Origin of the sequence: Prauserella rugosa, assembly GCF_000719975.1 — a bacterium.
In the GTDB taxonomy this organism is placed as follows: Bacteria; Actinomycetota; Actinomycetes; order Mycobacteriales; family Pseudonocardiaceae; genus Prauserella; species Prauserella rugosa.
Map to the genome: position 1 here is coordinate 59,064 of NZ_JOIJ01000015.1, position 12,275 is coordinate 71,338.

The 12,275-nt window shown below is 71.0% G+C and carries 11 protein-coding genes; 5 read left to right on the forward strand and 6 right to left on the reverse strand.

The genetic code is table 11. The features are described 5' to 3' along the window. Positions 1 to 3: 3 nt before the first annotated feature. A complete protein-coding gene (locus IF64_RS0119125) occupies positions 4 to 387 on the reverse strand; it encodes a VOC family protein (RefSeq protein WP_030533520.1) in 384 nt (127 codons plus the stop codon). A 195-nt stretch (positions 388 to 582) separates the two neighbouring features. On the opposite strand from IF64_RS0119125, the gene cynS reads away from it, so the two are divergent. After that, positions 583 to 1,041: a cyanase gene (cynS, locus tag IF64_RS0119130; RefSeq protein WP_030533521.1), complete on the forward strand. Its 459-nt coding sequence runs from the start codon at positions 583 to 585 to the stop codon at positions 1,039 to 1,041. 65 nt (positions 1,042 to 1,106) lie between these two features. Here cynS and IF64_RS0119135 read toward each other — a convergent pair whose 3' ends face one another. Beyond that, positions 1,107 to 2,156, reverse strand: a complete 1,050-nt coding sequence (locus tag IF64_RS0119135) for an ABC transporter permease (RefSeq protein WP_084705969.1) — start codon at positions 2,154 to 2,156, stop codon at positions 1,107 to 1,109. Next, positions 2,153 to 5,188, reverse strand: coding sequence for an alpha/beta fold hydrolase (locus IF64_RS0119140; RefSeq protein WP_030533523.1), 3,036 nt, complete (start codon positions 5,186 to 5,188; stop codon positions 2,153 to 2,155). The genes IF64_RS0119135 and IF64_RS0119140 overlap by 4 nt, the downstream gene beginning before the upstream one ends. 319 nt (positions 5,189 to 5,507) lie before the next feature. Between IF64_RS0119140 and IF64_RS0119145 the strand changes: the two genes are divergently transcribed. Beyond that, positions 5,508 to 6,524, forward strand: a complete 1,017-nt coding sequence (locus IF64_RS0119145) for a TerC family protein (protein ID WP_036877203.1) — start codon at positions 5,508 to 5,510, stop codon at positions 6,522 to 6,524. A gap of 49 nt (positions 6,525 to 6,573) precedes the next feature. Next, positions 6,574 to 8,508: a S9 family peptidase gene (locus IF64_RS0119150; RefSeq protein WP_030533525.1), complete on the forward strand. Its 1,935-nt coding sequence runs from the start codon at positions 6,574 to 6,576 to the stop codon at positions 8,506 to 8,508. Positions 8,509 to 8,631: 123 nt separating this feature from the next. On the opposite strand, the gene IF64_RS0119155 is transcribed toward IF64_RS0119150, so the two are convergent. Then, positions 8,632 to 9,282 carry an RES family NAD+ phosphorylase gene (locus tag IF64_RS0119155; RefSeq protein WP_030533526.1) on the reverse strand — a complete coding sequence of 217 codons (651 nt, stop codon included), beginning with the start codon at positions 9,280 to 9,282 and terminating at the stop codon, positions 8,632 to 8,634. Between the two features lie 82 nt (positions 9,283 to 9,364). Beyond that, a complete protein-coding gene (locus IF64_RS0119160; RefSeq protein ID WP_030533527.1) occupies positions 9,365 to 9,949 on the reverse strand; it encodes a MerR family transcriptional regulator in 585 nt (194 codons plus the stop codon). Positions 9,950 to 10,047: 98 nt separating this feature from the next. Here IF64_RS0119160 and IF64_RS0119165 point away from each other — a divergent pair, with 98 nt between their 5' ends. Both IF64_RS0119165 and IF64_RS0119170 read left to right on the forward strand, forming a co-directional pair. Beyond that, positions 10,048 to 10,422 (forward strand): ArsR/SmtB family transcription factor, encoded by a 375-nt coding sequence (locus IF64_RS0119165; RefSeq protein ID WP_051757994.1) that lies wholly within the window; start codon positions 10,048 to 10,050, stop codon positions 10,420 to 10,422. Then, positions 10,419 to 10,877 (forward strand): SRPBCC domain-containing protein, encoded by a 459-nt coding sequence (locus IF64_RS0119170; RefSeq protein ID WP_030533529.1) that lies wholly within the window; start codon positions 10,419 to 10,421, stop codon positions 10,875 to 10,877. The genes IF64_RS0119165 and IF64_RS0119170 overlap by 4 nt, the downstream gene beginning before the upstream one ends. Before the next feature lie 68 nt (positions 10,878 to 10,945). Here IF64_RS0119170 and IF64_RS0119175 read toward each other — a convergent pair whose 3' ends face one another. Further along, a complete protein-coding gene (locus tag IF64_RS0119175) occupies positions 10,946 to 12,220 on the reverse strand; it encodes a M14 family metallopeptidase (RefSeq protein WP_030533530.1) in 1,275 nt (424 codons plus the stop codon). Positions 12,221 to 12,275 lie beyond the last annotated feature (55 nt).

The following is a 12,275-nucleotide window of genomic DNA, read 5'->3' on the forward strand; positions in this document are numbered from 1 at the left end:
CGGTCAGGACGCGCCGGGGTCGGGCTCGAGCATGCCGAACAGCGTGCCCTCCGGGTCGCGGCAGTAGACCAACCTGCCGACCTCCGGGATGGTGCGCACCGGCCCGGCCACACTGCCGCCCGCCTGTTCGACTTCGCGCATCATCAACTCCAGGTCGTCGACATCCATCGTCAGCGAACACGTGGGAGCCGCGGCACCGTTCTGCGGCGGTGGCTGGTCGCGCAACACGAGATTGCCGTCGATGCCCTGCGCGCCGGTGCCGGTCGTGATCGCCCACATGGCCTCGGGCGCCCATCTTTCGAAGTGCCATTCGAACACGGTCGTGTAGAACGTGATCGCGCGCTCCGGATCGCTCGCGTAGACCTCGAAGAACACGGGACGAGGCATGACGGCCTCCTTACCGGATATCGGTCGCATGCGGGAAAGGACGATCCTGCCTCGAAATTGTCGGTCATTCCTGCCGGCCTGTCATCAGCACCGAACCCACCGGGTGGACCCGGAACCCTCCGGTGACGCCGAACCGACCGGGAAACGTCGCTCGCGGGAAACACCGGCGAAACGGCGCGTGACTAGCGTGCCGCCATGACCGCCACCCCGATCACCAAGAAGGACGCGGCCACCGTCGTCCTGGCCGCCAAGGACCGCCTGGGACTGACCTGGGAGAAGCTCGCCGAACTCCTCGACGCGCCGGTCGCCTGGTCGACCGCGGCGCTGCTCGGGCAGCACCCGTTGAGCGCGGAGCAGGCGCGTACCGCCGCGCAGGTGCTCGAACTCGACGACGAGGTCGCCGCCGCCCTGCGCGCGCAGCCGACGCGCGGAGCACTCGAGACCGCCGTGCCCACCGACCCGACGATCTACCGGTTCTACGAGGTCCTCCAGGTCTACGGGCCCACGATCAAGGAACTGATCCACGAGAAGTTCGGCGACGGGATCATGAGCGCCATCAACTTCCGGCTCGACGTCGACCGTCGCGCCGACCCGGGCGGCGACCGGGTCGTGGTGACCCTGGACGGCAAGTTGCTCGCCTACCAGTGGGGCTGATCCGCACGGGCCGAGGCACGGCCGGAGGCACAGCTGAGGTGGTGGCCGCCGCGCCGTCCACCACCTCAGCTCGTGACGTCCTTTGTCGCGAACCGGCGTGCCGCGAGCAGGAAGAACACCGTCCCGAACAGCGTGGCCGACAGCGCGCCGGACGCCATCCGGGTCCACTCGACGTCGGTCGCGATCAGATCCATCCACGCGAACGAGAAATGCGTCGGCAGGAAGTCCCGCAGATCGCCGAGCGCGGTGATCTGGTCGAGGATCTGCGACAGGATCGACACCAGCACGGCCCCGCCGACCGCCCCGAGCGGCGCGTCGGTCGAGACGCTCAGCACCATCGCCAGGCCGGCGACCCACGCCAGGTGCACGATCAGGTACAGGGTGGCCAGGCCGAGCGCGAGCACGCTGTCGGAGAAGGCGATCGAATCGCCCGTCGGACTGATCGCCTCACCCGTGCCGTACCAGATCGTGCCGACGACGAGGGCCGACACCGGAAGCACCACGATCGTCAATGCCGACAGCAAAGCCGACGCCATCGCCTTCTGCCGGAGCAGCCGGTGCCGGGGCACCGGAATGGCGAGTAGGTATTTCAGGCTCGACCACGACGACTCGCTGGCGATCGTGTCGCCGAAGTACAGCGCCACGATCATCGGCAACAGGAACGAGCCCGACACGAACAGCGCCACCACGACGAAGTTCGGTGCGCTCGCGGTCGCCAGGTCGATGAACCCGCCCGACCGGCGGTTCGGACTGGCCTCGCCGATCTCGAACGCCGCGACCAGGATCACCGGCAACAGCGCGACGAACGCCAGCACCAGTTGCGTCCGCCGCCTGCGCAGCTGCCGCCGCAGTTCGACACCCAGCCGCAGCGTGCGGCCCGCGCGGTAGCCGGCGACGGCGCCGTCGGCCCCGACACCCGCGGTCGGCTCGGCGTCGGCGGCGTCGGTCAACTCCTGCAGTGCAGCCGGGTCGGTGTGCACCCCGTGCTGATCGAGGGCGTGCCCCGCCCCGGTCGCCGCCGGGTTCCGCGCAGGCACTGTGCCGTCGCGTTCCGCGTTGCCCTTGCGTTCCGCGTTGCCCTCGGCGCTCGAGGTGTCCCGTTCCGCGTCGCTCATGCGCCGTCCCCTTCCCCGACGAGTTGCAGGAACGCGTCCTCGAGCCTGCGCCGCGGACCGGCCTGCTCCACCGACACGTCGGCGCGCACCAGGGCCGCGACCGCCGCACTGCGCGGCAGGGCTCCGAGGTCGGCGTGGACGAGTTCGCCGTCGACCTCCACGTCGGACACCCCGGCGAGCCCGCGCAGCGTCTCGGCGGCCAGCACGGAGTCGTCGACCCGGAACGTCGCCTCGCCGCCCGCGGCGATGATGTCGTGCACCCCGCCGGAGGCGATGAGCTCGCCGCGGTGCATGACCACGACGTCGGTGCAGGTCTGCTCGACCTCTGCCAGCAGATGACTCGACACCACGACGGTGCGGCCCGTGGCCGCGTACCGGCGCAGGACCTCGCGCATCTGGTGGATCTGGGGCGGGTCCAGCCCGTTGGTCGGTTCATCGAGTACGAGCAGTTCCGGCAACCCCAGCATCGCCTGTGCGATGGCCAGCCGCTGACGCATGCCCTGGCTGTAGGTGCGCACCTTCCGGTGGACGGCGTCGCCCAGCCCGGCGATCTCGAGGGCCTCGGCCACGTGCGCCCTGTCGGCCGGACGGCCCGTGGCCTGCCAGTACAGCTCGAGGTTGGCCGCGCCCGACAGATGCGGCAGGAAACCCGCGCCTTCGACGAACGAGCCGATGCGCGACAGCACCGGAGCACCGGGACTCACCCGGTGGCCGAAGACGCGGATCTCGCCGTGGGTCGGCGTGATCAGGCCCATGAGCATCCGCAGGGTCGTCGTCTTCCCCGCGCCGTTCGGACCCAGCAGGCCCAGCACCTGCCCGCGTTCGACGCGGAAGGACAGGTCGCTGACCGCGGCGAGGCCGCCGGGGTAGGACTTCGTGAGGCCGGAGATGACCATCGGGGTGTCGGCCAGGTCCGGGTCGACCGTGTGCGAACGCCTGCGCCGGATCGCGGCGATCACGGCCACGGCGGCCGCGACGGCGAGTGCGCCGCCGATGCCGGCGAGCTGCGCGACCGGCCATCCGGCGGTCTCCGTCGTACCCGGTACGACCGGGACGGCGAGGCCGTCGTCGCCCGCGACCGAGATCCGGTAGGCGGCGGGGGAGTCGGGTACGTCGTAGGACTGGTCGGTGGTGCTGACGACGAGCTGCAGGCGGTGGTCGGCCTCGAACGGCCGGACGATGCCGGGCAGGGTGACGTCGACCTCGGTGGGGGAGCCGTCCTCGGACAGGGGCACGCGGATCGGTGCGACCGCGTTCCCCGGCAGGGTGCGGGTGCCGTCGGGGCCCACGTCGTAGACCTTGGCGAACAGCACCGCTTCCTCCGGCGTGTTCCGCCCGTTCCCGTTCCCGTTCCCGTTCGCGGTGCTGTTGCCGTTGCCGTTGCTGTTGCCGTCGGGGTTCCGGTCGTCCTGGCGCTCGGGAGCCGCCTGCTCGGGAGTGATCCGCAGCCGGACGGTGGGCGCGCCCGCGGCGAGCAGCTGTCCGGACATCGGCTGCGAGGTGAACATGGCGGCCTGTCCGGGCGGGTCGAGCGTGAACAGTCCGGACAGGCGCGACGAGCCGGCGACGATGCGGTTGAGGCCGGGGATGCCGGTGATGGAGGCCGGGGTGCCGCCCGGCGGGCGGACGATCTGCTGTTCGCCGCCGTCGAGCCGCACGGCACGGCGCTGCACGTCGTCGCCGTTCACGCCGGGATAGGCACCGGCCTCGACGTTGCGCACCGACGGGGCGCCGTTCGCGCGCAGGGCTCCGGTGACGTCGTAGGCGAACGGTGCGGCCGGGACAGCGGCGGCATCCGCGTCAGCGGGGGCAGAGGGAACAGAGGGAGCAGAGCCTTCGCCGGTGAGGTGGTGCCAGAGGAAGTCGGCCATCACCCCGCGCAGCGTGGGGCCGGGGCCGCCGCCGTCGTGGCCGCCCGCGTACCAGGCGACCGACACCTCGCCGCCTGCGTCGGCGATCTGCCTGGCGTTGGCGTCGGCCTGGTCGAGACCGAAGAGGGTGTCGTGCTCACCCTGGACGAGCAGCGTGGGGATGGTGATGTTGTCGGTGACCGATGCGGGGGAGACGCGGTGCAACAGCTCCAGCGTCGCCCGGTCGGCCTTGCCGTCGGTGGCGACGTCGGTGTAGGCGGCGCACACCTCGGCGCTGAACCGGCCGCACGCGCCGTTGCCCGCCCCCTGTCCGCCGCTCGCGTCGCCGGACAGGCCCGGGACGGAACCGCCCGTTCCGGTGCCGTTGCCGGTGCCGCCGTCCCCCGGTGCGGTGGCGACGTCGTCGTTCTCCTCGTCCTGGCCGGCCTCCACGGCGTCGGGTCCGGCATCGCCCGACGACGGCGTCGCGGCGCCGCTGCCCGCCGAGAACAACGTCCCGATCCACGAGGTCTTCAGAACCCCCGACTCGGCGTCGCCGCCGGGCGCGGGCGTGGCCTTCTCGACGTCGCCCCGGGCCGCGTGGTTGGGCAGCAGCGAGCGTCCGAGGTCGTTGTAGGTGATCGCCGGGGCGATGGCGTCGACGCGTTCGTCCGTGCCGGCCAGCAGCAGCGCGAGCGCCCCGCCGTAGGAACCGCCCGTGACACCGACCCGCGGATCGCCGTCGTCGTCGGTGATCACCTCCGGCATCGCCGAGAGGTGGTCGAGCAGTCGGGAGGCGTCGGCGACCTCACGGTCGGGATCGTTGAGCGAGATCTGCCCGGTGCTGTTGCCGAATCCGCGTGCCGACCAGGTCAGCACCACGAAACCCTTCTCGGCCAGTTCCCGCGCGTCCCGTTCCACGCTGCGTTTGTCCCCGCCGAAGCCGTGCGGCACCAACACCGCGGGTGCCGGCGTCTCGTCCGGCACGTAGAGCGTGGTGTCGAGCTGCTCGCGCTGCTCGGAGCCCGGCGTGGCCTCGACGTCGATGGTCGCCGTCTGCGTCCGGTACGTCACCTGCTGCTCGTCGTCGCCGAGCAGCAGGAGCCCGCCGGCGACGAGTACGACGACCGCGGCGGCCAGTGCCGCCAGTCGGCGGCCACGGCTGTGAAGGAAGCGGGGCACGATGCTCACACTATTGGCCCGGTGCTCGCGACGCGGGGGCGGGAGGTTCGGTTCGTCCCGCATGCCCGATCCCTGACCGCGTGTGATCGATGTTACACACGTGGTGACCAGGGGAACGTCGGTCTCGACTGGCGCCGCGGCGCGGCGAGGGGCAAAGATGGAGGGGCTGTGGAGGGGAGTATTCCCTCACGGCGGTGTCGTCAACACGGTTGCCTCCCGAGCACCCGGCATCGCCGGCCGGATGGGTCGCCGCAGGGCGCCGCCGGTGGAAGAGACCTCCGGATAGTGGCAGCTACCCGCTAACCGGAGGAGTTCGTCCATGACCGTGCCGTTCTGGCTCTGGGCCGCGACCGTCGGCGGCCTCATCGTGTTGCTCGCGATCGATCTGGTGATCGTCGACCGCAAACCCCACGAGGTGACGACGGGAGAGGCCGCTCGCTGGGTGACGTTCTACGTCGCGTGTGCGGTGCTGTTCGGCATCGGCGTGTGGCTGCTGGCCGGGCACGATCCCGGCGTCGAGTTCTTCACGGGCTACATCACCGAGTACTCGTTGTCGGTGGACAACCTGTTCATCTTCATGGTGATCATGGCCTCGTTCAAGGTGCCCGCGATCCACCAGCACCGCGTGCTGCTGATCGGCATCGTGATCGCACTGGCGATGCGCAGCGTGTTCATCGCCATCGGCGCCTGGGCGATCTCCCAGGTCGTCTGGATCTTCTTCCTGTTCGGGGCCTTCCTCATCTTCACCGCGATCAACATGGTGCGGAAGAAGGACGACGACGAGTCCGAGTACCACGAGAACCTGGTCACGCGCCTGACGCGCAAGGTCTTCCCGGTCACCGACGACTACGAGGGTCACCACTCGATCGTCAAGAAGAACGGCAAGCGGTACCTGACGCCGATGGCGCTCGTGATCGTCGCGATCGGCAGCGCCGACCTGCTGTTCGCCGTCGACTCCATCCCGGCGATCTTCGGTATCACGCAGGAGGCGTTCCTCGTCTTCACCGCCAACGCCTTCGCGCTGATGGGCCTGCGGCAGTTGTACTTCCTGCTCGGCGGGCTGGTCAGCAAGCTGGTGTACCTGTCGCAGGGGCTGGCGATCATCCTGGCGTTCATCGGGGTGAAGCTGGTGCTCCACGCGCTGCACGAGTACCACGTGACGCCGCCGTGGCTGGAGATCAACAACTGGATGTCGCTGGGCGTCATCGTCGTCGTGCTGGCCGTGACCACCGTGGCGAGCCTGGCGAAGGCCAAGCGCGACCCGAGCGTGGTCGAGCAGTCCGGACTCGACCTGCATGCTGCCGCGCCGGAGGACAAGCCCGACGAGCGCGGCTGACGCGCCAAGGTCTTTAGCGCGGCTAACGAGTCGGTGTAGGGTCGGCGCCGTGCGTCCTACCGATATCGAACTGCTGAAGACCGCCGGCAGGCCCGCCCTGTCGGGGGAACTTCTTCTCGTCGCCGTCAGCCGCCCCGACCTCGACACGAACAGCTACGTCTCGGCCCTGCACTGGGTCGGCGACGACGGACTGAGCGCGTGGACCCACGGTGCTCACGACAGCTCCCCGGTGATCTCCCCGGACGGGCGATGGGTCGCGTTCCTGCGGGGCGAGGGGTCCGGACCCGCGCAGCTGCACGTGATGCCCACGGCCGGCGGCGAGGCGCGGGTGCTCACGGCCCTGCCGCTCGGTGTCGGTGAACCGGTGTGGGCGCCGGACTCGCGGCGGATCGCCTTCACCGCGCGCGTGCCCGAACCCGGCCGGTACGGCACCCCGGACGACGAGGGCCGCACGCCGGAGGCGGGGGAGGAGGCACCGCGGCGCATCACCCGCTACGACTACCGCGTCGACAACGTCGGATTCCTGCGTGACCGTCCACAGCGGCTGTTCGTCGTCGACGCGCTCGCCGAGGACCCGGTCACCGAACCGGAACCGATGACCGACGACGCGGCCTCGGTGCGGGAACCGGCGTGGACGCCGGACGGGCAGACGATCCTGGTCGTCGCGCCGCGGGACTGGGACGCGGTCGAAACGCTGCAGAGCGACATCTACGCCGTACCCGCGGACGGCGGCGACCCCCGGCTCGTCGTACGTACCGCGGGGCGGGCCGAACGGCCGGTCGTCGCCGATACCACCGTCTACTACTACGGCGCGGCCTTCGAGGGCGCGGCCGCGGCGGCGACCAACTCGGGTCTGTGGGCGGCGCCGCTCGACGGTGGGCAGCCGCCACGCAGGCTCACCGACGCCGAGACGGTCGACTGCGTCGCCGCGGCGGGGCCACCGGCCGTGCGCGACGACGACGTGCTCGTGGTGGTCGGACATCGCGGCGCCGCGGAGTTGCGGTCCGTGCCGCTGCACGGCTCGGACGCCCTGCTCGACGAGCTCCCGGTGCTGACGGGCGAGCGGGCCGCCGTGCGGTCGTTCGCCGTGGACGGGGATCGCATCGCGGTGGTCCAGGCCGGACCGGCCGACTCCGGTGAGGTGCTCGTGTCGACGGGCGGTGGTGGGTTCACGGCCCGCACCGCGCTGTCCGTCCCGCTGCGCGAGGCCGGCGTCCTTCCCGCCGAGGAGCTGACCGCGACGTCGGCGGACGGCTACCCGGTGCACGGATGGGTGGTGACGCCGGAGGGCGAGGGTCCGCACCCGGTGCTGCTCGTCGTGCACGGCGGTCCGTTCGCCGCGTACGAGTGGAGCCTGTTCGACGAGGCCCAGGTCTACGCCGCGGCCGGATACGCCGTGGTGCTGGCGAATCCGCGCGGTTCGGCCGGGTACGGCGAGTCGCACGGCCGCGCGGTGCTGCACGCCCTCGGCACGGTGGACGCCGACGACGTGCTGGCGCTGCTCGACGCCGCGCTCGACCGCCCCGACACCGACGCCGACCGGGTCGGCGTGATGGGCGGTTCGTACGGCGGGTTCATGACGGGGTGGCTGGCCTCGCACCACGGGCACCGGTTCCGCGCCGCCTGGAGCGAGCGTGCGGTGAACGCATGGGACTCGTTCGCGGGCGCCTCCGACATCGGCTGGTCGTTCACCGAGAACTACGTCGGCGCCGACCTCGACGAGCAGCGCAGGCGCAGCCCGCTGTCCTACGTCGCCGACATCGACATCCCGTTCGCGGTGGTGCACTCCGAACTGGACTGGCGGTGCCCGCTTGAGCAGGCGCAGCGAATGTTCGTGGCGCTCAAGAAGAACGGGGCGGACACGGAGTTCCTGCTCTTCCCCGGTGAAGGGCACGAGCTGACCCGGTCGGGCAAGCCTCGGCACCGCGTTCAGCGGTTCGAGGCCGTGCTCGACTGGTGGTCGCGTCACCTGCCCGTCGGCTGAGCCGCCGGGGTCGCGTGTGGACGGACGCGGCGGGACACATGGTGCAAGGCCGGTCCCGCCGCAGTTCGTCGTCGTGGGAACTCCCGGCAGGCACGTCCGTTCGGGCCGGCTCGGGAGCGGTGCTCAGTCGACCATCACGTAGCCGAGTTCCCGGCACACCCTGGCCAGCGGCACGTCCAGGCCGGGGTGGTCGAGGCCGAGCAGGATGTCGGGCGTAGCGGGCAGTGCCGAGGCGGCGGGCGGGTCCCACAGGCACACGGCCGGTGCGCCGCCGTCCATGGACGAGCGGTACCAGAGCCCGTCCAGATCGGGCAGTTCCGCGCGGATGGCGCGTGCCCATGCCTGGGTGACCTTCTTCGCACCGCTGGAGATCTCCTGCGACGCGCCGGCACGGGTGGGCCACAGTCCGGTCAGATCGAGCAGATGCAGTGTGCGGGCGGGCCGGACGACGACCAGGTGTGGCCCGCGGGTCTTGCGGTCCACGACGGAGGTGGTCTGGAAGACCTCGGCCACGCTCGTGCGCACCGACAGTCCGAAGTAGAGCACCCCGTTCTCGGGGTCCTCGGCGGGTGACTCGGCGGCGGGATGCGGGTCGAAGCGGGCGTGCGGAACCGGGCCGACGCGGCGGAACGTGTCCCACCGTTGCGGGTGGTTGCCGCGTGCGGAGAACACGCGCACGAGCCGGGTGGCGGGGTGGACCGCGACGATGTCCTCGTCGGGGCGAAGGTGCTCTCGCAGGACCTCGCCCGGCGGGGGCAGGGGTAGCCGTGCCATGGGTGTGCCGACGTGCTCCTCGGTGCGCGGTCGTTCGTGGATGTGGTGCGTGGGTGGTGCTGCGCGGTGTCCCGGGTGTGGATCAGGCGGGTGTTCCGAGGGTAGCGGCCAGCTCGGCGACGCGCGTGGGATCGCCGCCCGCCAGCAGCCAGTCGCGCGGGGTCGTGGGCCGGTCGTGGATGCGCAGGTCGTCCTGAGGCGTGGTCATGAAGCCGGCGACCACCAGGGCGGGCTGGTCGTCGGGTACGGCGCGCAGCACGACGTCGAGCCCGGGGACCGCGGCGTCGGCCGTGAACTGCCACGCGGGCAGGCGCCAGCCGCCGTGGTCCTTCCACCCGGCGAGGCGGTGCTGCTTGAGCCGGTGCCGCACGCGACTGTCGTCCACGCCGAGCCTGCGGGCCGCCTCGCCGACGGAGAGTGCGGAGTCGGCGAAGACCGCCTGGGTGGCCACCGTGGACGCCCGCGGGTCGGCTTCGTCGTCGCGGGTCGGCGACAGGTCGAGACCGACGTCGGTGAGCACGTCCCGCTGCTCGGTGGAGAAGTAGTGCGCGGGCTCGGGGTTGCCGGGGGACAGGCGCTTCGCCGCCTGTTCCACGAGCGCGAGGAACTCGGCGGTGTCCACCTTCAGTCCCGCGCGGGCGAGCACGGTTTCCAACGCTGCGGTCATGCACCCAGATTAGCACGGCCGTGCGCATTCGTGCGCTGGCAACCAGTGCCTTGTCTGATTGCTTGCTCTGAACATTCCGCTCTGGTTATATAACCAACGTGGCAACTACGTTCGCGGCGTTGGCCGAACCTCGTCGGCGGGAGATCCTCGACCTGCTCAGAACCAGGGAACGCCTGGTGGGGGAGCTGGTGGACGAACTGGCACTCACCCAGCCCGCGGTGTCCAAGCACCTGCGCGTCCTGCGGGAGGCCGGTCTGGTGTCGGTGCGACAGGAGGCCCAGCGCCGCTGGTACCGACTGCGACCCGGCCCGCTGGCCGACGTCGACGAGTGGCTCGCGCCCTATCGGCGGCTCTGGTCCGACAGTCTCGACGCCCTCGAACGCCACCTCGACGCGATGCCGGACGACCCCGAGATCCAGAACGAGACCGGGACCCCGGAAGAGACCCAGGACGAGACCGAGGAGCAGACGTGAGCGACACCCGACGGCGCACCGACGACGGCTGGCAGTTGCGATTCGAACGGCGGTATCCGCACCCGCCCGCCAAGGTGTGGCGGGCGCTGACCGAACCCGAGCACCTCGGTGCGTGGTACCCGTTCGCGATCGAGGAGCTGGACCTGCGGGTCGGCGGCATCATCCGGTTCCGCGAGCCCGACGGCGCGCCGACCGATCTGTACGCCGAGATCACCGAACTCGCTGCCGAACGGACGTTGGCCTTCACCGAGTTCGACGCCGAGACCGGCGCGCACCGGCTGCGATTCATGCTGGAAGCCGACGGTGCCGGATGCGTGCTGACGTTCGAGCACACCTTCGCCGACAACCCGTGGGCCGAGCAGACCTTCACCGGCTGGCAACAGTGTCTGGACGTGCTGCGCACGACGGTCGACCGGCTCGGCACGGCCACGACGTACCGCACCGACGGCCGATAACCCGTCGACCGACCTCGCCGGTCGGTGGTGGGCACCTGCCCGCCGCCCACCGGCGAGGTGCTTCGCCGTTACGCGCCCGCCTCGCGGAGGAGGATGTCGACCGCCTCGTCGTTGCGCTGGGTCTCCGGGCCGATGTTCTCGTCACCGGGGTAGAACCCGTCGAGGCCGCCCCCGTCGCCGGGGTACATCTCGAACGTGAAGCTCAGGATCTTGTGCTGGCCCCACATCCAATCGGTGACGTCGCCGTCGGTGACGTACAGGTCGCTGGACTGCTGCGGGGTGTAGCCGTTGGTGCCTGCCATCTCCTCGCCGACCGACCGGAAGCGCTGCGCCTGCTCCTCGGTCATGCCCTCACCGGTGTCGTCGGTGGTGTGCCCGAAGGGCCACAGCACGAGCTCGCCGTAGGTGTGGAAGTCGATGTGTGCCTTGATCCGCTGTTCGCCGTCCACGACCCGCGAGTTGACGAAGTCCCGCACCGCCGACGTCTCCGGGGCCGAGAAGGCCTCAGTGCCGCGGTAGGTCTCGGACGTCGGCTCGCCGCTGGAACCGCCGCAGCAGCCCCACTTGTAGCCCCAGTTGCGGTTCAGGTCCGTGCCCTGGTCCTGGCGGTTCTTGCGCCAGCCCTGGTACTGGCCGCCGCTGATGTCGTACTCGGACCCGTCCGGGTTCACCGTGGGGATCACGTAGATCTGGCGGGTGTCGACGAGCTCGGTGACCGTGTCGTCGGTGCCGTAGCCGTCGGTGAAGCGCTCCACGATGCGCAGGCACATCTCCGTGGTCAGGTGTTCGCGCGCGTGCTGGTTGCACGTGAACAGGACCTCGGGCTTGTCGGTGTCGGATCCGGCTCCGATGCGCATGAGCGGGATGGTGCGCCCCTCGTGGGACGTGCCCACATCGGACAGTTCGGTGATGTCGGGGTGGTCCTGCGCCGCGGTTTCGAGCGCGGTCATGAGCTGGTCGTAGGTGTGGTAGTCCTCGTCGCCCTCGGGGAACTCGTCGGCGGCCGCCTTCGGGTCGGCCACCTCGGGGTTGCGCTCGGCGAGCATGGCGTCGAAGTCGCCGACCGGGTTCAGTGCGACGTCGGCCGCCCGCAGCTGCTGCGCCTGCGCGGGGTCGGCGACCACCGTGACGGTGTCGCCGCGGGACCCGAGGACGTCGACGCCCGCGCGGGCGAGGGCCTGCCCGTCGGCGGCGCCGGCCGTGACCTCGTAGACGCCGCGGTCGGGCGCGGCGCCCGTGGCGTCCGTGGTGTCCGTGGGGGCCTGGGCACCCGCCGGCGCAGCGGTGGCCAGGAGGAGCAACGCTCCGGCTGTGACGCTGAGTGTTCGACGTGTCATCCGCATGTGATCAGGCTGAGTGTGGACCGCGTCCACGGCAACCGACGGAAGTCGCACGCGG

Bases quoted from the DNA above. Each gene is read 5' to 3' on its own strand.
- IF64_RS0119125 (WP_030533520.1), bottom strand. From the start codon at position 387: ATGCCTCGTCCCGTGTTCTTCGAGGTCTACGCGAGCGATCCGGAGCGC.
- cynS (WP_030533521.1), top strand. From the start codon at position 583: ATGACCGCCACCCCGATCACCAAGAAGGACGCGGCCACCGTCGTCCTG.
- IF64_RS0119155 (WP_030533526.1), bottom strand. From the start codon at position 9,282: ATGGCACGGCTACCCCTGCCCCCGCCGGGCGAGGTCCTGCGAGAGCAC.
- IF64_RS0119135 (WP_084705969.1), bottom strand. From the start codon at position 2,156: ATGAGCGACGCGGAACGGGACACCTCGAGCGCCGAGGGCAACGCGGAA.
- IF64_RS0119175 (WP_030533530.1), bottom strand. From the start codon at position 12,220: ATGCGGATGACACGTCGAACACTCAGCGTCACAGCCGGAGCGTTGCTC.
- IF64_RS0119160 (WP_030533527.1), bottom strand. From the start codon at position 9,949: ATGACCGCAGCGTTGGAAACCGTGCTCGCCCGCGCGGGACTGAAGGTG.
- IF64_RS0119145 (WP_036877203.1), top strand. From the start codon at position 5,508: ATGACCGTGCCGTTCTGGCTCTGGGCCGCGACCGTCGGCGGCCTCATC.